The organism is Roseovarius sp. D22-M7 (assembly GCF_037083785.1).
Lineage (GTDB): Bacteria > Pseudomonadota > Alphaproteobacteria > Rhodobacterales > Rhodobacteraceae > Roseovarius.
This window is the reverse complement of record NZ_JBAPKY010000013.1, coordinates 51248-72278: the sequence shown is the minus strand read 5'-3', so window position 1 is coordinate 72278 and position 21031 is coordinate 51248. Positions and strand designations below refer to the sequence as shown.

At 64.4% G+C, this 21031-nt stretch carries 24 protein-coding genes; 11 read left to right on the top strand and 13 right to left on the bottom strand.

The window, feature by feature from the left end; genetic code table 11:
- Positions 1 to 69 precede the first annotated feature (69 nt).
- Positions 70 to 192, top strand: coding sequence for a hypothetical protein (locus V8324_RS08295; RefSeq protein WP_336419462.1), 123 nt, complete (start codon positions 70 to 72; stop codon positions 190 to 192).
- A gap of 239 nt (positions 193 to 431) precedes the next feature.
- Here V8324_RS08295 and V8324_RS08290 read toward each other — a convergent pair whose 3' ends face one another.
- Positions 432 to 887 (bottom strand): iron-sulfur cluster assembly scaffold protein, encoded by a 456-nt coding sequence (locus V8324_RS08290; protein ID WP_336419473.1) that lies wholly within the window; start codon positions 885 to 887, stop codon positions 432 to 434.
- Positions 888 to 954: 67 nt separating this feature from the next.
- Here V8324_RS08290 and hisI point away from each other — a divergent pair, with 67 nt between their 5' ends.
- Positions 955 to 1323, top strand: a complete 369-nt coding sequence (hisI, locus tag V8324_RS08285; protein WP_336419461.1) for a phosphoribosyl-AMP cyclohydrolase — start codon at positions 955 to 957, stop codon at positions 1321 to 1323.
- 67 nt (positions 1324 to 1390) lie between these two features.
- Here hisI and gluQRS read toward each other — a convergent pair whose 3' ends face one another.
- Together gluQRS and trmFO are read right to left on the bottom strand one after the other, a co-directional pair.
- On the bottom strand, positions 1391 to 2224 hold the full coding sequence (gene gluQRS / locus V8324_RS08280) for a tRNA glutamyl-Q(34) synthetase GluQRS (protein WP_336419460.1): 834 nt from the start codon (positions 2222 to 2224) through the stop codon (positions 1391 to 1393).
- 4 nt (positions 2225 to 2228) lie between these two features.
- On the bottom strand, positions 2229 to 3617 hold the full coding sequence (trmFO, locus tag V8324_RS08275; protein WP_336419459.1) for a methylenetetrahydrofolate--tRNA-(uracil(54)-C(5))-methyltransferase (FADH(2)-oxidizing) TrmFO: 1389 nt from the start codon (positions 3615 to 3617) through the stop codon (positions 2229 to 2231).
- 119 nt (positions 3618 to 3736) lie between these two features.
- On the opposite strand from trmFO, the gene V8324_RS08270 reads away from it, so the two are divergent.
- Positions 3737 to 4456, top strand: coding sequence for a DUF1353 domain-containing protein (locus tag V8324_RS08270; protein ID WP_336419458.1), 720 nt, complete (start codon positions 3737 to 3739; stop codon positions 4454 to 4456).
- A 6-nt stretch (positions 4457 to 4462) separates the two neighbouring features.
- On the opposite strand, the gene V8324_RS08265 is transcribed toward V8324_RS08270, so the two are convergent.
- The gene (locus V8324_RS08265; RefSeq protein ID WP_336419457.1) at positions 4463 to 5248 is read right to left on the bottom strand and encodes an enoyl-CoA hydratase; all 786 of its coding nucleotides are present in this window, start codon (positions 5246 to 5248) and stop codon (positions 4463 to 4465) included.
- Between the two features lie 58 nt (positions 5249 to 5306).
- Between V8324_RS08265 and V8324_RS08260 the strand changes: the two genes are divergently transcribed.
- Positions 5307 to 5726, top strand: a complete 420-nt coding sequence (locus V8324_RS08260) for a PaaI family thioesterase (RefSeq protein ID WP_336419456.1) — start codon at positions 5307 to 5309, stop codon at positions 5724 to 5726.
- A 15-nt stretch (positions 5727 to 5741) separates the two neighbouring features.
- On the opposite strand, the gene speE is transcribed toward V8324_RS08260, so the two are convergent.
- Positions 5742 to 6587 carry a polyamine aminopropyltransferase gene (gene speE / locus V8324_RS08255; protein WP_336419455.1) on the bottom strand — a complete coding sequence of 282 codons (846 nt, stop codon included), beginning with the start codon at positions 6585 to 6587 and terminating at the stop codon, positions 5742 to 5744.
- On the bottom strand, positions 6584 to 7108 hold the full coding sequence (gene speD, locus V8324_RS08250; RefSeq protein WP_336419454.1) for an adenosylmethionine decarboxylase: 525 nt from the start codon (positions 7106 to 7108) through the stop codon (positions 6584 to 6586). Before speD ends, speE begins: the two co-directional genes overlap by 4 nt.
- A gap of 351 nt (positions 7109 to 7459) precedes the next feature.
- Here speD and rplM point away from each other — a divergent pair, with 351 nt between their 5' ends.
- From rplM to tig, 3 genes are all read left to right on the top strand, one after another.
- Positions 7460 to 7924 (top strand): 50S ribosomal protein L13, encoded by a 465-nt coding sequence (gene rplM / locus V8324_RS08245; RefSeq protein WP_336419453.1) that lies wholly within the window; start codon positions 7460 to 7462, stop codon positions 7922 to 7924.
- Positions 7924 to 8415: a 30S ribosomal protein S9 gene (gene rpsI, locus V8324_RS08240; protein ID WP_336419452.1), complete on the top strand. Its 492-nt coding sequence runs from the start codon at positions 7924 to 7926 to the stop codon at positions 8413 to 8415. Before rplM ends, rpsI begins: the two co-directional genes overlap by 1 nt.
- Before the next feature lie 216 nt (positions 8416 to 8631).
- On the top strand, positions 8632 to 9966 hold the full coding sequence (tig, locus tag V8324_RS08235) for a trigger factor (RefSeq protein ID WP_336419451.1): 1335 nt from the start codon (positions 8632 to 8634) through the stop codon (positions 9964 to 9966).
- Between the two features lie 99 nt (positions 9967 to 10065).
- On the opposite strand, the gene V8324_RS08230 is transcribed toward tig, so the two are convergent.
- From V8324_RS08230 to V8324_RS08205, 6 genes are all read right to left on the bottom strand, one after another.
- Positions 10066 to 10911 (bottom strand): acyl-homoserine-lactone synthase, encoded by an 846-nt coding sequence (locus tag V8324_RS08230; RefSeq protein ID WP_336419450.1) that lies wholly within the window; start codon positions 10909 to 10911, stop codon positions 10066 to 10068.
- 133 nt (positions 10912 to 11044) lie between these two features.
- The gene (locus V8324_RS08225) at positions 11045 to 11746 is read right to left on the bottom strand and encodes a LuxR family transcriptional regulator (RefSeq protein WP_336419449.1); all 702 of its coding nucleotides are present in this window, start codon (positions 11744 to 11746) and stop codon (positions 11045 to 11047) included.
- 268 nt (positions 11747 to 12014) lie between these two features.
- Positions 12015 to 12641 (bottom strand): 50S ribosomal protein L9, encoded by a 627-nt coding sequence (rplI, locus tag V8324_RS08220; protein ID WP_336419448.1) that lies wholly within the window; start codon positions 12639 to 12641, stop codon positions 12015 to 12017.
- Between the two features lie 12 nt (positions 12642 to 12653).
- Entirely contained in the window at positions 12654 to 12881 is a 228-nt protein-coding gene (rpsR, locus tag V8324_RS08215) for a 30S ribosomal protein S18 (protein WP_085525039.1), read from the bottom strand.
- A 29-nt stretch (positions 12882 to 12910) separates the two neighbouring features.
- Positions 12911 to 13273 (bottom strand): 30S ribosomal protein S6, encoded by a 363-nt coding sequence (rpsF, locus tag V8324_RS08210; protein WP_336419447.1) that lies wholly within the window; start codon positions 13271 to 13273, stop codon positions 12911 to 12913.
- Positions 13274 to 13468: 195 nt separating this feature from the next.
- A complete protein-coding gene (locus V8324_RS08205) occupies positions 13469 to 14008 on the bottom strand; it encodes an NADPH-dependent FMN reductase (protein ID WP_336419446.1) in 540 nt (179 codons plus the stop codon).
- 190 nt (positions 14009 to 14198) lie between these two features.
- Here V8324_RS08205 and V8324_RS08200 point away from each other — a divergent pair, with 190 nt between their 5' ends.
- Both V8324_RS08200 and V8324_RS08195 read left to right on the top strand, forming a co-directional pair.
- A complete protein-coding gene (locus V8324_RS08200) occupies positions 14199 to 15041 on the top strand; it encodes an NAD-dependent epimerase/dehydratase family protein (RefSeq protein ID WP_336419445.1) in 843 nt (280 codons plus the stop codon).
- A 197-nt stretch (positions 15042 to 15238) separates the two neighbouring features.
- On the top strand, positions 15239 to 16723 hold the full coding sequence (locus tag V8324_RS08195; RefSeq protein ID WP_442970490.1) for a polysaccharide biosynthesis protein: 1485 nt from the start codon (positions 15239 to 15241) through the stop codon (positions 16721 to 16723).
- A 50-nt stretch (positions 16724 to 16773) separates the two neighbouring features.
- On the opposite strand, the gene gyrA is transcribed toward V8324_RS08195, so the two are convergent.
- Positions 16774 to 19467: a DNA gyrase subunit A gene (gene gyrA / locus V8324_RS08190; protein ID WP_336419443.1), complete on the bottom strand. Its 2694-nt coding sequence runs from the start codon at positions 19465 to 19467 to the stop codon at positions 16774 to 16776.
- Between the two features lie 215 nt (positions 19468 to 19682).
- Between gyrA and V8324_RS08185 the strand changes: the two genes are divergently transcribed.
- Both V8324_RS08185 and V8324_RS08180 read left to right on the top strand, forming a co-directional pair.
- Positions 19683 to 19952: an usg protein gene (locus V8324_RS08185; protein ID WP_336419442.1), complete on the top strand. Its 270-nt coding sequence runs from the start codon at positions 19683 to 19685 to the stop codon at positions 19950 to 19952.
- A gap of 116 nt (positions 19953 to 20068) precedes the next feature.
- Positions 20069 to 21010 (top strand): sulfurtransferase, encoded by a 942-nt coding sequence (locus tag V8324_RS08180; protein ID WP_336419441.1) that lies wholly within the window; start codon positions 20069 to 20071, stop codon positions 21008 to 21010.
- The last annotated feature ends 21 nt before the right edge of the window (positions 21011 to 21031 follow it).

Genomic DNA, 21031 nt, shown 5'->3' with positions numbered 1-21031 from the left:
AGTTCTTTACACATCTCGCTAAAAGTGAGAACAAAGCAGCAACAAAAGGTTTCGAAATGGAGTTATCCCATGTTTCACCAGATCAAGACGGCCGCGATGCAGGCCCGAGCCACGATTGTCGGCGATGCGATCGGCGCCGCGGCGCTGATGATCACGCTGGTCGGCGCGCTTCACCTGCCCGGGGTGTTCTGACTCCGCAGCCCTGACGTTTCTGCCTGGCGGGTCCGGCCCCTCGGCGCGGACTTCCCGGATCGGGATGATCCCGCGCGCGCCTGTCCCAACCCGTGTTCGGGGATTGCCTCATCTGTCCCGAATACGCGGGGGCCAAACGTGACCCGCCACACCTTGCCGCCGCCTTCGGGCGTGCGGCGTTTTTTTCATTTTTGCGTAAGTTGAAGATGACTTCGGCTGTTTACGGCGCGCGCAACGCGTCAGGAGCAGGTGACCTGCGCCCGCGCTTCTTCCATCGCCTCGACGGCGGCCTCGAGGGTCAGCAGGATAGAGGCGTGGCGATTCTTGTAATCGCGCGCGGGGCGCAACACCTCGAGCCCGTCGAAGGGTGCGGGAGGGGTCGGGCCATCGGACTTGAGCATGTCTTTCAGCGCATCGCGGGCCGCGCTGACCTGCGCGATGTCGCAACCAATGATGTTGCGGCCCACGACGCTGGCGGCCGCCTGTCCGAGCGCGCAGGCCTTCACCTCTGCCGCGTAGTCCGACACCCGGTCTTCGGTGCAGGACAGATCCACGATGACGGTCGAGCCGCACAGCGGTGCGCGCCGCTTGACGCTGGCTTGGGGCGCGTCCAGCCGTCCGTGATGCGGAATGTCGGCGGCGAGTTCCAGAATGCGCGCCGAATATAGCTTGATCAAGTCGGTGTCGCTGCTCATGACTTTCCCTTTCGTGTTCTGCTCCATAAATAGACGCGCGCTGCCCAGATTCAAAAGGAAATCCGCCATGGCCTTCGATCCCACCACCCTGCAATTCGACGCCCAAGGTCTGATCCCGGCGATCGCGCAGGCCCATGATACCGGCGAGGTCCTGATGATGGCGTGGATGAACGCCGAGGCGGTGAGCCGGACGCTGGAGACCGGGCGAGTCACCTATTGGAGCCGGTCGCGCCAGGCCTTCTGGATCAAGGGTGAGAGCTCGGGGCATGTACAGGAACTGGTCGAGATGCGCATCGATTGCGACAGCGACTGCCTGTTGCTGCTGATCCGCCAGACGGGGCCGGCCTGTCATACCAACCGCCGGTCGTGCTTCTACACGGCCCTGCGCGGCGGTGAAGAGATCGAGATCATGACGCCTGTGGCACCTTCGGCGTGAGTGTTTTTGGCAAGATGAACCCGCAAAGTGCGCGCGATTTGCGGAAAGGTCAAAGGTCGAGGGCGCTCTAGAGACCGACCAGCGCCCGGACATCCTGAGGAATGGCGCCGTCGGCGCGATAGGTGGCGATGGCGCGCGCATCGTCGCGTTTGGCCAGGCGCTTGCCGGTCTCGTCGCGGATCAGGCGGTGGTGATGATAGGCCGGGGTCGGCAGTCCGAGCAGCCGTTGCAGCAGGATGTGTATCTGTGTGGCGTCCTGCAGATCCTTGCCGCGGATGACGTGGGTAATGTTCTGGTCGGCATCGTCGAGCACCACGGCAAGGTGATAGGACGCCCCCATGTCGCGGCGCGCGAGGACCACGTCGCCGATTGTTTCGGGCAGGTTCCGCGGGGTGATCGTATCGTTCTTTTCGCGGAAGGTGAGCGGGCTGGTGAGCGTCGCGCAGGCGCGCTCTATGTCAAGCCGCAGCGCAACATCACCGGGCATCGGGCCACTGGGCTTTGCCGCAGGTCGACAGGTGCCGGGATAGATGACCCCATCGGGCCCGTGCAGCGGCGCGCCCTCTTGCGGGGCGCTGACGGCTGCGCGGATGTCGGCACGCGTACAGCTGCAGGTGTAGAGCAGCCCCATGTCCCACAGCGTACCGAGCACAGCGCGGTAGCGAGGCAGCCGGGCCGATTGATGCAGGACGGGATGGGGCCAGTCGAGCCCAAGCCAGGCGAGATCCCGGTAAATCTGCGCTTCCCACTCGGGGCGGGCGCGGGCCTGATCGAGATCGTCGATCCGCAGGTGGAACCTCCCACCCGCGGCTTGGGCCATGTCGTGCGCGAGTAGCGCCGAGTAGGCGTGCCCAAGATGCAGCGGACCGGTCGGCGACGGGGCAAATCGTGTGACGAACATCCGCTCAGGAGGCGATGCTCATGTCATGCGCGGGTTGTTGTGCGGCGAGCCAATCCGTCCAAGCGGTCTTGGCGCGGTCGGTATAGGCCTTGTAGCGGTGCACGCGGCCGCGGCGCCCGCTTTTCAGGCCTTCGACCGGGCGGAAGAGGCCGAAATTGACGTTCATCGGCTGGAAAGTCTTCGCCTCGGCCCCGCCTGTGATATGATGGATGAGCGCGCCCATGGCGCTATCCTGCGGCACGTCCGGAAGCGATTGCCCGAGGATCTCGGCGGCTGCGAGACGGCCCGCCACGAGACCCATGGCCGCGGATTCGACGTAGCCTTCGACCCCCGTGATCTGGCCCGCGAAGCGGATATGCGGCCGTGTGCGCAAGCGCATCTGCGCGTCAAGCAGCGTGGGGGCGTTGATGAATGTGTTGCGATGCATGCCGCCAAGGCGTGCGAACTGCGCGTTCTCCAGCCCGGGAATTGTCCGGAAAACAGAGGTTTGCGCGCCGTATTTCATCTTGGTCTGGAAGCCGACGATATTGAACAGCGTGCCGAGCGCGTTGTCCCGCCGCAATTGCACCACAGCATGTGGCTTTACGTCCGGCTGGTGCGGGTTGGTCAGCCCGACCGGCTTCATCGGGCCGTGTCGCAGGGTCTCGCGGCCGCGCTCTGCCATCACCTCGATCGGCAGGCAGCCGTCGAAATAGGGGGTGCCGTCGGGGGAAATCTCTGCCTCGCCGGTGTGAAAGGCGGTCTTCTCGGCCGCGAGCAGCGCGTCGATGAACGCCTCGTATTGCGCGCGGTCCATCGGGCAGTTGAGATAGGCCGTGCGCTCTTCCTCGGTCGCACCCTTGTCGTAGCGTGACTGCATCCATGCGGTGGACATGTCGATGCTGTCATAGTGCACGATCGGCGCGATGGCGTCGAAGAAGGCGAGCGCCTCGGTCCCGGTCTCGGTCGCGATGGCCTGACCAAGGCCTTGCGAGGTCAGCGGGCCGGTCGCGATGATCCAGTGACCATCTTCGGGAAGTTGCGTGATTTCATCATGTTGCACGGTGATCTTCGGGTGCTGCATGAGCCGTTCCGTGACGCCTTGGGCGAACGGGTCGCGATCGACGGCGAGCGCCCCGCCGGCAGGCAGGCTGTGGTGATCGGCCATCTGCATGATCAGCCCGTGGGCTGCGCGCATTTCCCAGTGCAGCAGGCCGACCGCGTTCTGCTCGTCGTCATCCGAGCGGAAGGAGTTGGAGCAGACCATCTCTGCCAGATCGCCGGTGCGATGCGCGAAGGTGCCGACCTTGGGTCGCATCTCGTGGATGACCACGTTGACGCCCATTTTGGCAGCCTGCCACGCGGCCTCTGACCCGGCCATGCCGCCGCCGATGATGTGCAATGTCTCTGTCATGTGCAAATACCTAGGCGATCGCGCATGATTTGGAAAGAGGGCGGGGCCGACGCGCCTGCCCCCGGGGGGCGTTTCGTGATATGATCGCCTTGCTCGCGGCGTGATCGGGAGGGCCTGCCATGATGAAATGCCTGCGCATCGCGCTGATCCTGCTGTCTCTTGCCGGCTGCGCGCGTATCTTCGACGAGGCGCGACCGGGAGAGCTGACCGGGCAGGTCCTGGTGGTCTGGATCGGCCCCGGCTCCGACACGTCCGGTGACGGGCGGTTCATTTTCGTGCCGCCGCGCGATCCAAGCCAGCGATTGACCTTTCAGCGCCCGTCCGGCGCGCAGGTTGCAAGCTCGATCACCCCGGAGGCAATCTATACCGATGGCGGCAGCATTCCGCGCGTCGTTCAGCCGTTCAAGGGCTTCAATCCCTGGGCCTACGCGCCGGCCTACATGATCCATGACTGGCTGTTTGTGGCGCGGCGTTGTCTGAACGACGGCAAGGCGACCGAGGCCGAGAAGGCCATCGCCGATATGGATTTCAGGGATTCGGCGCGGATACTGGCAGAGGTGATGAAGACCATGGAACGCCAGGAGATGATCAGGTCCGACGACTTTGCCCCGTCCGCGATCACCGCCGCGGTCGCCAGCCCGCTTGCGCGCGCGAGATGGGAGGCCGAGGGCGAGTGCAAGGCCCATGACCGACTGTCGCCCGAAGACGCGGAACTGGTCGAGGCGGTACTGCGCGCCCCGGATCAGGAGGCCGTGGGCCTGTTCGGCGATGATCTGGTCGAGACGCGCGCGACCATTGTCACCACGATCACGGTGCGCAGCGGGGCCGGCCGGAATTGAGCGCGCTTATTGCGTCCAGTCGGGGCTGCGCTTGCCCAGAAAGGCGTTGATCCCCTCGTCGGTGTCGCGGTCGAGCATGTTCTCGACCATCACCGCGCCGGTATGCGCGTAGGCGTCGTCGAGCCCCATTTCGAGTTGTTCGTAGAAGGCGCGCTTGCCGACCCGCACCGCGCTGCCCAGCTTCGACGCGACGGTTTCCGCAAGCTGCATCGTCTCGGCCTGAAGATCGTCTTCGGGCACCGCGCGGTTGATCAGGCCCAGATCCAGCGCGCGGGCGGTGTCGATGAACTGTCCCGTGGTCAGCATCTCGAAGGCCTGCTTGCGCGGGATGTTGCGCGACAGGGCCACCATCGGCGTCGAACAGAAAAGCCCGATATTCACGCCGTTCACGCCAAAGCGCGTGCCATGCGCCGCCACCGCCATGTCGCAGGACGCCACAAGCTGACAGCCCGCGGCGGTGGCGATGCCGTGCGGTGCCGCGATCACCGGCTGCGGCAGGTTGCGGATCGCGGTCATCACGGCCGTGCAGCGCGCAAAGAGATCGGCGAAATAGGCGCGTCCGCCATCCTCGGCCTGCCGGCCCTGCTGCATCTCCTTGAGGTCGTGACCCGCGCAGAACGCCTTGCCGGTCCCCGACAGCGTGACGACGCGGATCTTCGGATCCGCTGCCAGCCCGGCGAGTGCGGCCTGCAATTCGGCCAGCATGGCGTCCGACAGAGCGTTGAGGTTGCCGGGCGAGTCGAGGGTGAGGCGCGCGATCGCGCCCTCGTCGGTACGGTCGAGAATTGCCATCTTGTCTCCTCCAATCGGTTGTGGCCATTGTTGCACGAAAGCGGGCCGGGAGGAAAGCATGGGCGTGAGGATGAGCGCACCGGAACTGATGGCGTTTCTCGAACGGGAATTTCCCCAGGTTCTGGGCGAGTTCGCGATCGAGGAGGTGGGCGAGATGCGTGTGCGCACGCGCCTGCTGGTGGGCGAGCGGCACCTGCGGCCCGGCGGCACGGTGTCGGGCCCGTCGATCTTCGCGCTTGCCGATGTGTCGGTCTACCTTGCGGTGCTGGCGATGATCGGCCCCGAGGGGCTGGCGGTGACCACCAATTGCAGCATCGATTTCATGCGCAAGCCCGCGGCGCGCACAGACCTGATCGCCGATTGCCGGCTGCTGAAGCTGGGACGGGTGCTGGCGGTCGGCGATGTGCTGATCCGGTCCGACGGCATGGACGCCCCCGTAGCGCGGGCGAGCCTGACCTATTCCATCCCGCCGACGTGACGCCCGGGCCCGTGTTCAGGGCAGCAACCGCGCGACATAGCCGGGCAGGGCGAAGGCGGCGCGGTGGACCTCGGGGGTGTAGTAGTCTGTGGCGATGCCCGCGGCCTCGAACCGGCCCCGCAGAACCTCGGGCGGGGTGCTGCGCGCCGGGCCGTCCGTGCCCCAGCCAAAGGCCATCGGCCCGCCCGCATAGGTGGGGATTGTCGCGAGGTAGCAGGTGGCATCGACAAAGAGCGCCCGGAAGGCGCGCATCGTGTTGTGCAGTTCCTGACCCTGCAGGAACGGCACGCCGTTCTGAGTGACGAGCACGCCGTCATCTGTCAGCGCGCGCTTGGCATGGCCGTGGAAGGTCTCGGTGAAAAGCACCTCACCCGGGCCGACGGGATCGGTCGAATCGACGATGATCACGTCATAGCTGTTCGTCGTGCTGCGGATGAAGTCCGCCCCGTCGGCGATCACCAACTCGAGGCGCGGGTCGTCGAACGCGCCGGCGCTGAGCGTCGGCAGGTACTCTTTCGAGAACTCCACCACGCCCGCTTCGAGCTCGACCATGGTGACATGCTCGACGGTGGCGTGCCGCAGCACTTCGCGCGCGATGCCGCCATCGCCGCCGCCGACGATCAGCACGCGCCGCGCGGCACCATGGGCGAGAATCGGGACATGCGTCATCATCTCGTGGTAGATGAAATTGTCGCCCTCGGTGGTCTGCACCACGTCGTCGAGCGTCATCACCCGCCCGAATGTTTCGTTCTCGAACACCTTCAGCCGCTGGTGATCGGTGGTGCTGTCATACAGCATTTCTTCCACGCGCAGCGATATCGCGTAGTCGGGATGCAGGTGCTCGCGGATCCAGTGGCTCATGCGGCGACCCCGGCCTCGGTGACGACATCCTCGCCCCGTTTCAGTTCGGTGACGCGCACATCCGCCGTGCCGAACGCGGATTTCAGCACATCGACGGCGCGCCATGGACGGGCATCGCCACACATGAAGACGTCGAACGCGCCGTAGCCGATCTCAGGCCAGGTGTGCACCGAGATGTGGCTCTCGGCGAGGACGGCCACGCCGGAGACGCCCTGTGGCGAGAACTTGTGCGTGTGGATGTGCACGAGCGTCGCGCCGCAACTTTCCACACAATCGCGGAACGCCTGCTGGATGCGCGCCTCGTCATCCAGCCCATGACCGTTCGCCACCTCGATGATCAGGTGCGTGCCGGCGAAGACGGCATCTCCGCGACGGATGAAATGATCGTCGCGATCCGTGTCAAGCACGTTGCGCGGCGTGTTCGTGGATTGGTCCCCGGCAGCGATGCCGCGGTTGATGTCTTCCTCTTGGGCGCCTGTCTCCAGACCGATCCCCAGTCGGAAGAGGTTGGCGTCTGTCATGGCGCACCCCCTTCTTACCAGCAGATTGAATCCGGTCGGTCCCTTAGCGCCCCCCCGAAGACATCCGGAGTTGGGATCGGTCCCGATCGTGTTCTGGAAATATTCAACTGATCGGTGTGGTGCAAGAGGACGTCGCATCCCGGTCCGGGGCATCGACAGAAATGTCACGGCTGGGCCGAAATGTGGGGTAAAAGGATACCTAATTCACAAACAATTGTTTTCGCTTATTTATTTATGGATGTGCTGTGTTGACGCTGTCGCGCCGGTCTTTATAAGGCAGGGATCGACGGGCAGGTCACACGTGGTCCTGCCGACCCGACACCCGTGACAAGAGACGAGGTTCTGCCTGACATGAAGACATTCTCTGCAACCCCTGCAGACATCGACAAGAAATGGATCCTGATCGACGCCGAAGGCGTGGTTCTGGGCCGTCTTGCATCGATCATCGCGACGCGCCTGCGCGGCAAGCACAAGGCCAGCTTCACCCCGCACATGGATACCGGTGACAATGTCATCGTGATCAATGCCGACAAGGTGCAGCTGACCGGCAAGAAGCGCGACAAGCCGAACTATTGGCATACCGGCCATCCCGGCGGGATCAAGTCGCGCACCACCGGCGAGATCCTCGAGGGCAAGCACCCCGAGCGCGTGGTGACGCAGGCCGTCAAGAGGATGCTGCCGGGCAATCGCCTCAGCCGCGACCTGATGACCAACCTGCGCGTCTATGCCGGGGCCGAGCATCCGCACGAGGCGCAAAGCCCCGACGTGCTGGACGTGAAGAATATGAACTCCAAGAATACGCGGGTGGCTTACTGATGGCTGAAGAAATCAAATCCCTCGAAGGTCTGGAAGCCGTCGCAGACGAGATCGGCACGACCCCCGAAGCGATGCCCGAGCCGCGCGAACCTGTGCGCGACGCGCTTGGCCGGTCCTACGCGACCGGTCGGCGCAAGGACGCGGTCGCCCGCGTCTGGATCAGGCCCGGATCGGGCAAGGTCGTGGTCAATGGCAAGCCGATCAACGTCTATTTCGCGCGGCCGGTGCTGCAGATGATCCTCAAGCAGCCGTTCACCGTGTCGGGCACCGAGGACCAGTTCGACGTGATGGCCACCGTCAAGGGCGGAGGCCTTTCGGGGCAGGCGGGCGCGGTCAAGCACGGCGTGTCGCGGGCGCTGCAGCTTTACGATCCCAGCCTGCGTGGCGCGCTGAAGGCGGCCGGGTTCCTGACCCGCGACAGCCGCGTGGTGGAACGCAAGAAATACGGGCGCCGCAAGGCACGCCGGAGCTTCCAGTTCTCCAAGCGCTGACCGACGGTCACCAAATGCAATCAAGGGCCGTCCACTGCGACGGCCCTTTTCATGTGATCGAACGGTGCTGCTGTCCGAACTTCCGATGGCCGGCGCGCGCGCCCTTGAACCTCGTGCGCAGAGACCGCTTGCATCGCGGCCATGTCCCCCCTAAGAGGCACGGGATTCTGACCGCCGCGGACGCCTCCGCGGCCCGATGCATAGAGAAGGACGAACATGCAGGTCACCGAGACGCTCAACGAAGGTCTGAAACGCGAGTACAAGCTGGTCCTGACGGCCCAGGATCTCGACCACAAGGTCACCCAAAAACTGAAGGAAGCGCAGCCCGAGGTCGAGCTCAAGGGCTTTCGCAAGGGCAAGGTGCCGCTGCCGCTTTTGAAAAAGCAGTTCGGCCAGAAGATCATGGGCGAGGCGATGCAGGAAAGCGTCGACGAGGCCATGAAGGCGCATTTCGAGGAAAAGGACGTGCGCCCGGCCGCGGAACCCAACGTCAGGATGGTCAATGAGAACTGGCAAGAGGGCGACGACGTCGAGATCGATCTGAGCTACGAGGCGCTGCCCGACATCCCCGAAGTCGATCTTTCGCAACTCAAGCTGGAGCGTCTGGTCGTCAAGCCGGACGAGACCGCGGTCGACGAGGCGCTCAAGAACCTCGCCGAGAGCGCGCAGGCCTTCGAGGACCGCGAAGAGGGTGCCGCCGCCGAGGATGGCGACCAGGTGGTGATCGATTTCGTCGGCCGTCTCGATGGCGAGGCGTTCGAGGGCGGCAGCGCCGAGGATTATCCGCTGACCCTGGGCGCGGGCAGCTTCATCCCCGGCTTCGAAGAGCAGCTTGTCGGCGTCAAGGCAGGCGAAGAGCCGACCGTCACCGTCACCTTCCCCGAGGAGTACCAGGCCGCGCATCTGGCCGGCAAGGAGGTGGTCTTCGACTGCACGGTGAAGGCGGTGAAGCGTCCGGTGCCGGCCCAGGTCGACGACGAGCTGGCGCAGAAGTACGGGGCGGAGGATCTCGAAGCGCTGAAGACGCAGATCCGTGAGCGGCTGGAGCAGGAATATGCCGGGGCCGCGCGCGCGATCCTGAAGCGGCGCGTCCTCGATCAGCTCGACGAGATGGTCAGCTTCGAGTTGCCGCCCAGCATGGTCGAGACCGAAGCGAAACAGATAGCGCATCAAATCTGGCATGACGAGAATCCGGATGTCGAGGGGCACGACCATCCCGATATCGAGCCGACCGACGAGCATCGCAAGCTGGCCGAGCGCCGCGTGCGTCTTGGTCTGCTGCTTGCGGATCTGGGGCAGAAGGCCGAGGTCGAGGTGACCGATGCCGAGATGACCCAGGCGGTAATGAACCAGGCCCGTCAGTATCCCGGCCACGAGCGGGAATTCTTCGAATTCGTTCAGAAGAACCCGCAGATGAGCCAGCAGATGCGCGCGCCGATCTTCGAGGACAAGGTGATCGACTACGTGGTCGAGCTTGCCGAGGTCACCGAGACCGAGGTATCCAAGGACGACCTCGAGAAGGCCATCGAAGAGATGGACAACGAAGAGTAACGCGAACCTCGCGCAAGACGTATCAAGGGCCGCTCCGTCCATCGACGGGGCGGCCCTTCACGTGTCAAGCAAGCGACCCTTGGGGGACGGAGCAAGCGCTCAGTTGGTCGCGTTTGCCTGTGCGTGGATCCTGTCCGTGAGTGCGGCTTTGAGTCGCAGCGCCGCGATCCTCTCCTCATCGGTCGCGGCGAACTCGATCTGCTCGTCGCAATATTGTTCGAGTGCGGATTTCGGGGCGTTCGCCCGGGCGTTCGCAGGCAATGCGAGCGCCTCTTCATCGGTCAGAAAGACCTCGCCTTCGATGCCGGCAAAGGCGCGGATGCGATCGATGCGCTCATCCGTGCAGTCGAGCAGCGCCGCAAGCGCCGACGTCTTGCCCATTTCAACGCACCCGCCAAGGTAATCGTAAGGCGCGTTCCCCGAGCGCTTGAGTACGCGATCCATCATCGGGTCGATCACCGTGACGATGTCCTCGACGCCGGCGCGCTTTGCCGCCTCGAGCGAGGCGATCATCAATTCGCAGGTCGCATACGAAACTGAATGCCGGTCGCGCCCGCGGCCGAGGCGTTTGGTATCCACGCAGAAGCGTGTAGATTCCCAAAGCTGCGCACTGCGGAGCGGCGGCTCGCCATCGAGGATGTCCGCGAAGACTTCCGACAGCATGTGCGGTCCGGTGGTCTGCAGGGCCCGCACGCAAGATACGGCGTTCCCTTCGTCGTCAAGCCCGATCGCGTAGGAAGGGTCGAGATCGTCGAACACGTCGCGCTCGCGTCCGTTCTCGACATTGACGTCCCAGCCGAGCCTTTCGTTGAATACTCGTGCCCGGAGTTGGAACATATCGTCCAGCACGGGGCCGAACTTTTCCTTGTTGGTAGCGTCTACAACCAGAATCATTAACTTTCCCCATTTGCCTGATGTGTCCCGTGAGTTCGGTGCACATACCACTCAGACATTAAGGAAAGCGTCACGTGATGCTATTGGGGGAATCCCGTAAAAAAGCCCAAATAAGGGCGCCAGATCCTTGATAAGTTTATCACAATTGTCTTGGCCGCATCAATATGCACGGTAAAAGCGCAAACTATCTGGGAAAAATCAATCCCAGATTGATGGCACGTCCCACTGCCTGTGGCGTGGTGAGGGCGTTCAGTTTTTGCCGGGCGGAGCGCAAATGCACTTCGACCGTGCGGTGCGAGATCATGAGAATGTCTCCGACATCCTGCTGCGACTTGCCCGCGGCGATCCATTGCAGGATCTCCCGCTCGCGCGTGGAAAGGCTGGGGGCGTTCAGTACCCGGGTCAGCGGATCGGACTGGATTACCGTGTCGTGCAGGTGGACCGCTGCGGATTGCAGATCGCCGATGATCTCGGGTATCAGAAGCTTCCATTCCCTGTCCGAGCAGTCGCGCAACACGCTGAGACCCCCCATGTCGCCATAGGGGCCGTGCACCGGAATGGTGAGGCCCCGATCGCTGATCCCGAAGTCGCGCGCGTCGCGAAACACGGTCTGGAACTCGGGGCTGCGTTCCAGGCGTGTCCAGTCCACCGGGGCGATCGATTGCCGCGCCTTGAGCAGCGTGGGATCAATTTCATAAAACTTGTTCTGCATGTAATGGGCTGACCAATCGTCACCGTAGGTCATGTGCCCGTGCTGCCTGCCGCTGATCGGGTTGACGCCGGCATAGGCGACGTCGTCCAATTCAAATGTGTCGCGCAATTCATCGAGAAACCGGCGAAACAGGTCACCGTCATTGTCGCGGTCGTCTGGGTCGATCGGCGTCATTAAAACAGGCCTTTGCCGAAACCGGTCCTTCCGATTTGCGCGCATTCAGCCCAGTCAGGTAGACTGACAAGCGGCAGGTTTCGTGAAAGTGGTGCACACACGCATGTCACAACCCTAGCGTAAATTTCCAGGGCATGTGAAGTGAATCATCGGATCAGGATTTATTTCTAGCTGTATCCAAGCCGATGTTCCCAGGTTTTCAGTAAAACTGATCGGGAACGACCGGGCGTGCGGTTGCCTAGTCGTTCCCCTCCCTTCGTAACGACGCTCAGTTTTCGTCGGAACGACGCTTGGTGTCGGGGTCCTCGATAACCTCCGAGAGGTTATCGTCGTCCTCGGCCGCGGCGCCGATATCCTCGAACAGCTCGGCGATCTCGAAATCGGCGGCCTCTTCCTCTTCGGCGGCAGCGTCCTGGATGGACTTGCCCGAGGCTTGCAGCTCGGCCTCGTTCTCGGTGCGCGCCACGTTCAGCTGGATCCGGGCCTCGACCTCGGGATGCAGGGTGACGATCACGTCGTGCAGCCCCAACTCCTTGATCGGACGGCTCAGAGCGACCTGCTTGCGGTCGAGGGTGAAGCCGTTCTCCGTGGCGGCATCGGCGGCGTCACGTGTGCTGACCGACCCGTAGAGCGAGCCACTGTCGGATGCCTGGCGAATCACCGTGAACTGCTTGCCGTCGAGCTGTCTGGCCATCGCCTCGGCCTCCTTGCGGCTCTCGAGGTTTTCCGCCTCGAGCTGCGCCTTGCGGGCTTCGAAATCGGCGATGTTCTGCGCCGAGGCCGACAGCGCCTTGCCCTGCCGCAACAGGTAGTTGCGCGCGTAGCCCGGCTTGACGTCGACGACCTCGCCCATCTGGCCAAGCTTGGCCACGCGTTCCAGAAGGATCACTTGCATGCTCTCGTCTCCTTATTTCACGGCGTAGGGCAGCAGGGCGAGGAAGCGCGCGCGCTTGATCGCCCGCGACAGTTCGCGCTGCTTCTTGGCCGACACGGCGGTGATCCGCGAGGGCACGATCTTGCCGCGCTCGGAAATGTAACGCTGCAGCAGGCGCGTGTCCTTGTAGTCGATCTTGGGCGCGTTATCCCCCGAGAAGGGGCAAACCTTGCGACGGCGGAAGAATGGTTTGGTTGCCATGGCTTATCGTCCTTTCTTCAGGTTATGGATCAACGGCGCTCGCGGCGTTCGCCACGTTCGCCGCGTTCCTCTCGCTTTTGCATCTGCACGGATGGGCCGGTCTCGTGGGCATCGACCTTGATGGTCAATACCCGCATCACGTCGTCGTGCAGGCGCATAAGGCGCTCCATCTCCTGAACGGCCGGTGCCGGGGCATCGGTGCGCATAAAGGCGTAGTGGCCCTTGCGGTTCTTGTTGATCTTGTAGGCCATCGTCTTGACGCCCCAATACTCGCTGTCCACGAGTGTTCCGCCATTGTCGGTCAACACGGTGCCGAAATGTTCGATCAGGGCTTCGGCCTGCGCGCTGGACAGGTCCTGACGCGCGATCATCACATGCTCATAAAGCGGCATGTCGTCTCCATTTATATCAAGGCGCATTTCAAAGGCGGGCCAACCCTTTCGCGACCCGTCCACGAGAGGCTGCGCGGTTCATGCATGCTGCGAAAGGTGCGCCGCGTTTACATCGCCGGCCTGCGTGGTGCAAGCTCGAAGGGCGGTAGTCGAAGATGCGCCGGGCCGCCTCGGCAGGGCGGCCCGGGACTGGCGTCAGGCGATCTCTTCGCGCAGCCGCTGCATGCGCTTGTTGAGCAGCTTCTGCGCAGTCTCGTCCAGCAGGCGGCCCTCCTCGTCGAAGGCATCCATCGCGCCGGCGACGCAGACCGCCGGGCCGGGGATCAGTCGCGCCTGGTGCTGCGACAGGCAGTGCTGGGTCATGAACTGCGACGTCTCGCCCCCGGTGCGGCCCGCCGAGGCCGAGACCACGACCGTCGGCTTGTCCTTCAATGCCCAGCCGGGCGTGCGGCTGATCCAGTCGAGCGCGTTCTTCAGAACGCCGGTGATGCCCTTGTTGTATTCGGGCGCGCCGATGACGATCGCGTCGGCGGCCTTTATCTGCTCGACGAGTGTGTGCACCTTCTCCGGCACGCCCTCGACCTCTTCGACATCGCCATTGTAGAGCGGCAGGTCGAGGTCTCCCTCGGTCACCTCGGCGCTTCCGAAAGCGCGCGCGGCGAGGATGATCAGCATCCGGTTGTAGGATCCTTTTCGCAATGATCCCGACATCAGCAACAGTTTCGGGTCCGCCATCGACAGTCTCCTTTGAATTGACACAACGTGGGGCATGACTTGGCGCGGGACGGATCGTTTGGCAATTGCGAATTCGGGGAATGGCGAGAATCAACCATCCGCTGCCGGAACGCACCGGTTCCGGTTTGGTCGCGAGGGCTGTATGGATAGGGGGAATGATTGTCACCCTTCATCCAGTCCGGGAACTGCCGTGATTACCCATCCACCGTTCTCGCGCTGCCTGGTGACCGGGGCCAACGCCCGTGTCGCCTGGTTCCTGCGGGCCGCATGGCGCCACGACCATGGGGTCGCCCCGATCTGGTGCGCCAGGCGGCCGCCCGCGGATATCGTCTGGTCGCCCGAGGATGACGTCCCGGACCTGCCGCGCTGCGGGACGGTCCTCGCGCTCTGGGGCAAGACATCCGGCGACGCCTCGACGCTTGCGCAGAACAGCGTGCTGGTGCATGACGCGTTGCGGCTGGCCAAGGCCTGCGGGGCTGGGCGCGTGATCCACCTGTCCTCGACGGCGGTCTACGGCCCCGGCACGCGGATGGCGGAAACGCGGATGCCCGCCCCGGTCAACGCCTATGGTGCCGCGAAGCTGGAGATGGAGCGGACGATCGCGGATCTGCCGCGCCCCGGCCCACATCATGTCATCCTGCGCGTGGCGAATGTCGTGGGGGCCGACAGCCTCGCCGCGTCCTTGCGCGACCCGACGCGCCCGGTAACGCTGGACCGCTTCGGGGATGGCACCGGGCCATGCCGCAGCTATGTCGCCCCCGGCGATCTGGCGCGGGTGTTTGCCGCCCTGATGTGCCTGCCCGAAGATCACCTGCCCGGGGTCATGAATGTCGCGACATCGCAGCCCGTGGCGATGGCCGATCTTGCGCGGGCCGCGGGGCGTTCTGTCGTGTGGCGCGCCGCGCCGACCGGGGCGCAGCCTTGCGTCTCGGTCGAGACCGCGCGGGTCGAGCGGACGCTGCCGGGAGCGATCCGGTGTTGCACACCGGCGCAGATGATCGCGGACTGGCACAGGCTGGAGCCGCCCGGATGAGCGTGGTCCGGCGCGATGCGCGTATCGTGGCCCGACGCGCGACTTCCTCAAAAGACGGTGAGGATGATTGCGCGCAGGGCGCGCGCGGCTCTATACCCGGGGGCAAGTGCCAAACGCCCATGCCGCCACCAACGGAGCCCCGGTTGTTTCACAAGCTCTTCCATAACCTGCGGTCGGGTCTGGCAGGGGCCATGTCGATGGCGCGCGATGCAATGACGAACGACCATCCGCACACGCAGCATCCCCGCACCCACGTCCTGATCTACGGCGCGGGGCAGACCGGGCAGCAACTGGCCGCGGCGCTTGCGAGCGATGACAGGGTCCGGCCCGTCGCCCTTGTCGACGACGACCCGCGCCTGCACGGTCGAACCATCGCCGGGCTGCGCGTGCACGCAGCCGACGATATCGACACGCTGGTCGCAGGGCACCGTATCCGCCGGATCGTCCTCGCCATGCCGGGTGCGACCAAAGGGCGGCGCGAGCGGGTCGCACGCGATCTGCAGGGCACGGGCTGCGAGATCCATGCCCTGCCATCCTTCGCGGACCTCGTGACCAGCAACGCGCGCACCCTTTTCGAGAAACGCCCGGTCGACCCCGCCACGCTGCTGGGGCGCGAGGCGGTCGAAGGCGATCTGCCCGGTATCACCGGCATCTATACCGGGCGACGCATCCTTGTCACCGGGGCGGGCGGATCCATCGGGTCGGAGCTGTGCCGACAACTGGCGTGCTGTGATCCCGAGACGCTGATCCTGATGGATCATGGCGAGCATGTGCTGTTCGAGATCGAGCGCGAGTTGCGTACCCTCCACCCAGATCTGGACATCATCCCGATCCTTGGCTCTGTCTGCGACGCGGCCCTCGTGAACGTCCTGATGAGCGCCAAGAAGATCGACGTCGTGCTGCACGCTGCCGCCTACAAGCACGTTCCGTTGGTGGAATCCAACGCCATCGAGGGCATGCGCAACAATGTCATCGGCACGCGTACCGTCGCCAACGCCGCGCGCGAGGCCGGGGTGGAGCGGTTCATCCTCGTCTCCACCGACAAGGCGGTGCGTCCGACCTCGGTGATGGGCGCGTCGAAACGCTTTGCCGAGATGATCGTGCAGGATCTCGCCACGCGGTCGCAGTACACGCGGTTTTCCATGGTGCGCTTCGGCAACGTGCTGGGATCGTCGGGGTCGGTCATTCCCACATTCGCCGACCAGATCGCCCGCGGCGGGCCGGTGACGCTGACCGATCCCGAGGTCACCCGCTATTTCATGACCATCCCCGAGGCCGTGCGGCTGGTGCTGCTGGCCGGCACCTTCGCGCGCGACGGCGATGTCTTCGTGCTCGACATGGGGACCCCCGTGAAGATCCGCGACATCGCGCGCCGGATGATCGAGGCGTCGGGGTACAGCCTGCGCGACGCGGATAATCCCGACGGCGATATCGCCATAGAGATCACCGGCCTGCGGCCAGGCGAGAAACTACACGAGGAACTGCTGATCGGCTCGGACATGCTGACGACGCCGCATCCCCACATCCTGCGCGCGCAGGAAGGCCACCTGTCGGAGATCGAGCTGGCCAAGGCGCTGCGGTCTCTGTCGGAGGCGATAGAAACCCGCGATGTCGCGCTGCTGCGCAGCATCCTCGCGCAGTGGATGGAAAATTCCGACGCCGACGAGGCGATCGGCGATTGAACCACGCGCCCCGGCGCGACCCGGTTGAAGATGCCAAGCCCGGGCAGGTGTCAGTCCTGCAGGGGCGCTTCCTCGTCCGAAGGCTCGGCGATCCACGCGACCGAGACGACCTCTTCGCCGGCGCCGGTGTTGAACACCTTCACCCCGCCCGCGCCGCGCGAGCGGAACGAGATCCCCATCACCGGCACGCGGATCGACTGCCCGCGCGAGGTGGCGAGCATGATCTGGTCCTCCTGTGCGACAGGGAAGGACGCGACGATCGGCCCGCCGCGCATCGCGCGGTCCATGGCGGCCACCCCCATGCCGCCGCGGCCGCGCACCGGGTAGTCATGGCTCGAAGACAGCTTGCCGGTGCCGCGCGCGGTGATCGTCAGGATCAGCGTCTCGGCGGCGCGCATTTCCTCGAACCGCGCGGGCGTGATCGCCGTCTCGACGCCGCTCTCGTCGTCGGTGCCGTCCTCTTCGGGGGCGCCGGCGGCGGCGCGGCGCATCTTGAGATAGGCCGCGCGTTCATCCGCGCTCGCCTCGAAATGGGCGATCACCGACATCGACACCACGCGATCGGCGCCCTGCAGGCGCACGCCGCGCACGCCGGTCGACTTGCGGCCCTTGAAGACCCGCACATCGGTCACCGGAAAGCGGATGGCGCGCCCTGAATTGGTGGTCAGCATCACGTCCTCGGACGGAGAACAGATGCGCGCATTGACCAGTTCCACGCCCTCGGGCAGGTCCATTGCGATCTTGCCGTTGCGCATGACATTGGTGAAATCCGAAAGCGCGTTGCGGCGCACGTCGCCCGCCGAGGTGGCAAAGACGATCTGCAGGTCGGTCCAGTCCGCCTCGGGACGGTCCACCGGCATGATCGCGGCGATCGAGACACCCGTCGGGATGGGCAGGATATTGACCATCGCCTTGCCGCGCGAGGTGCGTCCGCCCAGGGGCAGCCGCCAGGTCTTCAGCTTGTAGACCATGCCCTCGGTGGTGAAGACCAGAAGCGGGGTGTGGGTGTTGGCCACGAACAGGGTGGTGACCACGTCCTCGTCCTTGGTCGCCATGCCCGACAGGCCCTTGCCGCCGCGTTTCTGCGACCGGAAATCGGCCAGTGCGGTGCGCTTGATGTATCCGGCCTCGGTGACTGTCACGACCATCTCCTCACGCTCGATCAGGTCCTCGTCCTCGAGGTCGCCGGCCCAGTCGATGATCTCGGTGCGGCGCGGCACCGCGAACTGGTCGCGCACCTCGCGCAGCTCGTCCGAGATGATCTGCATGATCCGCTCGCGGCTGGCGAGGATGGCGAGGTAATCCTTGATCTTGCCGGCAAGCTCGCGCAGCTCGTCGGTCACCTCGCGGACGCCAAGCTGCGTGAGGCGCTGCAGCCGGAGATCGAGGATCGCGCGGGCTTGCGTTTCCGACAGGTTGTAGGTGCCGTCGTCGTTGGCGGGATGCGTGGGATCGTCGATCAGCGCGATGTATTCGAGGATATCGCCCGCCGGCCAGCGCCGGGTCATCAGCTTTTCCCGCGCCTCGGCGGCATCGGCCGAGGACCGGATCGTCGCGACGACCTCGTCGACATTGCTGACGGCCACGGCCAGACCGCACAGCACATGCGCGCGCTCGCGGGCCTTGCGCAGATCATGCGCGGTGCGCCGCGCGACGACCTCTTCGCGGAACTGCACGAAGAGCGACAGGAAGCGGTGCAGGGTCAGCTGCTCTGGCTTGCCGCCGTTGAGCGCCAGCATGTTGCAGCCGAAGGAGGTCTGCATCGGGGTGAAGCGGAACAGTTGGTTGAGCACCACGTCCGGGGTCGCGTCGCGCTTCAGCTCGATCACGACGCGCACGCCGGTGCGGTCGCTTTCGTCCTGCACATGCGCAATCCCCTCGATCCGCTTTTCGCGCGCAGCCTCGGCGATCTTCTCGATCATCGTGGCCTTGTTGACCTGGTAGGGGACCTCGTCGATGATGATGGCGAAGCGGTCCTTGCGCAATTCCTCGGTGCGGGTCTTGGCGCGGATGACGACGCTGCCGCGCCCTTCGAGATACGCCTTGCGCGCGCCGGACCGGCCCAGCATGATCCCGCCCGTCGGGAAATCGGGCCCCGGCACGTAGCGGATGAGATCGGCGCTTTCGAGATCGGGATCGTCGATCAGCGCCAGCGCGGCCTCGATTACCTCGCCAAGGTTGTGCGGCGGGATATTGGTGGCCATGCCCACGGCAATGCCGCCCGCGCCGTTGACCAGCATGTTTGGGAAGCGCGCGGGCAGCACCGTCGGCTCACGGTCCTTGCCGTCGTAATTTTCCTGGAATTCGACGGTATCCTTCTCGATATCGGCCAGCAGGTACGAGGCCGGCTTGTCCATGCGCACCTCGGTATAGCGCATGGCGGCGGCGTTATCGCCATCCATCGAGCCGAAATTGCCCTGCCCGTCGAGAAGCGGCAGCGACATTGAGAAATCCTGCGCCATTCGCACCAGCGCGTCATAGATCGCCGAATCGCCATGCGGGTGGTACTTGCCCATCACGTCGCCCACGGCGCGCGCCGACTTGCGGTAGGGCTTGTCATGCGTGTTGCCGCCCTCGTGCATCGCGTAGAGAATGCGCCGGTGCACAGGTTTCAGGCCGTCGCGCAGATCGGGGATCGCGCGGCTGACGATCACGCTCATCGCGTAATCGAGATACGAGGTCTTCATCTCATGCGTGATGGAAACCTGCGGCCCGTCGTATTCGGGCGGGTTTTCGTCTGTCATGTCAGGGGGTTGAGGCGTATCGCTCACGTTTTTTACCGTCCTGTGATCTGGCGCAATATCTTGTCGACAAACCTTATCAGAGCCACGACATAGGGTGCAATGGCCCAGATCGACCGCCTTTATCAGCCGCAAGGGGTGAGTGGTAACACTTTGTTTTCATTGAAAAGTAATTTCTTTCCGGCATCATCGAGGGGCAAGTCTGAAAGGAGTGATACATGGAGACCTCTGAAACCGAACTGATGCTCAAGGGATACGGGCTGACCACGGCGGAATTCTTCTACCGGATGCCCGACCATCAAAGCGTGCTCAACAGCTACCTCTGGCAGGATTACGACCTTGCGCCGGATCACCCCAAGCTGTTCGAATTCGTCGAGTTCTGGCAGCGCGAGATCGAGGGGCCGCTGCATTCGGTGCGCTTCACGCATCGCAAGCTGGTCGCCGCCGGCGAGTGGCGCAACGTTGTCGGGGAATTCACCCTGAACTGAGCCGGATCCGACACGCCCTCAAAAGGGTGTGACCCCGTTCCGGCGACGCTTGTTGCCCGGGCGACGGGAAGCTATGTACCGGTCCCAGATCGGTTGCATGGATAAAGGATCCCGACATGTTGATGACATTACGCGCCACCTGCATTGCGGCAGCGACGGCCATCGTGCCGGCCGTGGCCGAGGCAGAGCTTGGCCCGCTTGTTGAGCCTTCCGACCTGCGCGCGGCGATGACGATGACCGAGCCCACGGTGCTCGATATCCGCAGCGCCGAGACGTATCGCGAGGGCCATGTGCCGGGCGCGCTGAATGCGCCCTACGGCCTCTTTCGCGGCCCCTCGGACAACCCCGGGCAGCTGGTCTCGGAAGGACACATGACCGAAGTGCTGCGCGGCCTCGGGATCAAGACCGACACGCCCGTCGTGGTGGTCCATCAGGGCACCGACCAGACCGATTTCGGGGCCGCCGCGCGCGTCTACTGGACGCTGAAGACCAGCGGTGTCAGCCCGCTCGCCATTCTCAACGGCGGCATGAACGGTTGGACCGAGGCCGGACAAGAGATCGCGACCGGACCGGCCCCCGAGATCACTCCGAGCGAGATCACGGTCAGCTACTCGGATCAATGGCTGGCCACCCGCGAGGATGTGAAAGCCATCGTCGACGGCGAAGAGAACGCGCAGCTGGTCGATGCGCGCCCCGAGGCGTTCTGGAAAGGCCAGACCAAGCACGGCGCTGCGGCGCAGCCAGGTACCCTGCCGCAATCGCGCTATTTCACGCACGACCGCTGGTTCGGCGGCGACGAGCCCGCACGCATCAAGCCCGAGCTCATCCGTCAACTCGCCGCCGAGAACGGGTTCGGGCCCGATGACAGCCTCGTGTCGTTCTGCAACACCGGCCACTGGGCCGCGACCAACTGGTTCGCGCTGAGCGAGGTCGCGGGCATCGAGGATGTGCGCCTCTACCCGGAATCCGTCGTCGGCTGGTCGAACGCGGGCTACGAGATGGCCAACGTCCCCGGCCTCTTCGAGAACCTCTACAACAAGATCTTCGGCCGTTACTGACGGCCCAAGTATTCGAGGCAG

Excerpts from the sequence above, each read along its gene's own strand:
- speD (WP_336419454.1), bottom strand. The coding sequence starts at position 7,108 with ATGACAGACGCCAACCTCTTCCGACTGGGGATCGGTCTGGAGACAGGC.
- rpsR (WP_085525039.1), bottom strand. The coding sequence starts at position 12,881 with ATGGCAACCAAACCATTCTTCCGCCGTCGCAAGGTTTGCCCCTTCTCG.
- V8324_RS08195 (WP_442970490.1), top strand. The coding sequence starts at position 15,239 with ATGGCGCGCGATGCAATGACGAACGACCATCCGCACACGCAGCATCCC.
- V8324_RS08265 (WP_336419457.1), bottom strand. The coding sequence starts at position 5,248 with ATGGCAATTCTCGACCGTACCGACGAGGGCGCGATCGCGCGCCTCACC.
- V8324_RS08260 (WP_336419456.1), top strand. The coding sequence starts at position 5,307 with ATGGGCGTGAGGATGAGCGCACCGGAACTGATGGCGTTTCTCGAACGG.
- rpsI (WP_336419452.1), top strand. The coding sequence starts at position 7,924 with ATGGCTGAAGAAATCAAATCCCTCGAAGGTCTGGAAGCCGTCGCAGAC.
- V8324_RS08180 (WP_336419441.1), top strand. The coding sequence starts at position 20,069 with ATGTTGATGACATTACGCGCCACCTGCATTGCGGCAGCGACGGCCATC.
- rpsF (WP_336419447.1), bottom strand. The coding sequence starts at position 13,273 with ATGCCGCTTTATGAGCATGTGATGATCGCGCGTCAGGACCTGTCCAGC.
- trmFO (WP_336419459.1), bottom strand. The coding sequence starts at position 3,617 with ATGACAGAGACATTGCACATCATCGGCGGCGGCATGGCCGGGTCAGAG.
- V8324_RS08270 (WP_336419458.1), top strand. The coding sequence starts at position 3,737 with ATGATGAAATGCCTGCGCATCGCGCTGATCCTGCTGTCTCTTGCCGGC.
- V8324_RS08295 (WP_336419462.1), top strand. The coding sequence starts at position 70 with ATGTTTCACCAGATCAAGACGGCCGCGATGCAGGCCCGAGCCACGATT.
- speE (WP_336419455.1), bottom strand. The coding sequence starts at position 6,587 with ATGAGCCACTGGATCCGCGAGCACCTGCATCCCGACTACGCGATATCG.
- hisI (WP_336419461.1), top strand. The coding sequence starts at position 955 with ATGGCCTTCGATCCCACCACCCTGCAATTCGACGCCCAAGGTCTGATC.
- rplM (WP_336419453.1), top strand. The coding sequence starts at position 7,460 with ATGAAGACATTCTCTGCAACCCCTGCAGACATCGACAAGAAATGGATC.
- V8324_RS08225 (WP_336419449.1), bottom strand. The coding sequence starts at position 11,746 with ATGACGCCGATCGACCCAGACGACCGCGACAATGACGGTGACCTGTTT.
- rplI (WP_336419448.1), bottom strand. The coding sequence starts at position 12,641 with ATGCAAGTGATCCTTCTGGAACGCGTGGCCAAGCTTGGCCAGATGGGC.
- V8324_RS08205 (WP_336419446.1), bottom strand. The coding sequence starts at position 14,008 with ATGGCGGACCCGAAACTGTTGCTGATGTCGGGATCATTGCGAAAAGGA.
- V8324_RS08290 (WP_336419473.1), bottom strand. The coding sequence starts at position 887 with ATGAGCAGCGACACCGACTTGATCAAGCTATATTCGGCGCGCATTCTG.
- gyrA (WP_336419443.1), bottom strand. The coding sequence starts at position 19,467 with ATGACAGACGAAAACCCGCCCGAATACGACGGGCCGCAGGTTTCCATC.
- gluQRS (WP_336419460.1), bottom strand. The coding sequence starts at position 2,224 with ATGTTCGTCACACGATTTGCCCCGTCGCCGACCGGTCCGCTGCATCTT.
- V8324_RS08185 (WP_336419442.1), top strand. The coding sequence starts at position 19,683 with ATGGAGACCTCTGAAACCGAACTGATGCTCAAGGGATACGGGCTGACC.
- tig (WP_336419451.1), top strand. The coding sequence starts at position 8,632 with ATGCAGGTCACCGAGACGCTCAACGAAGGTCTGAAACGCGAGTACAAG.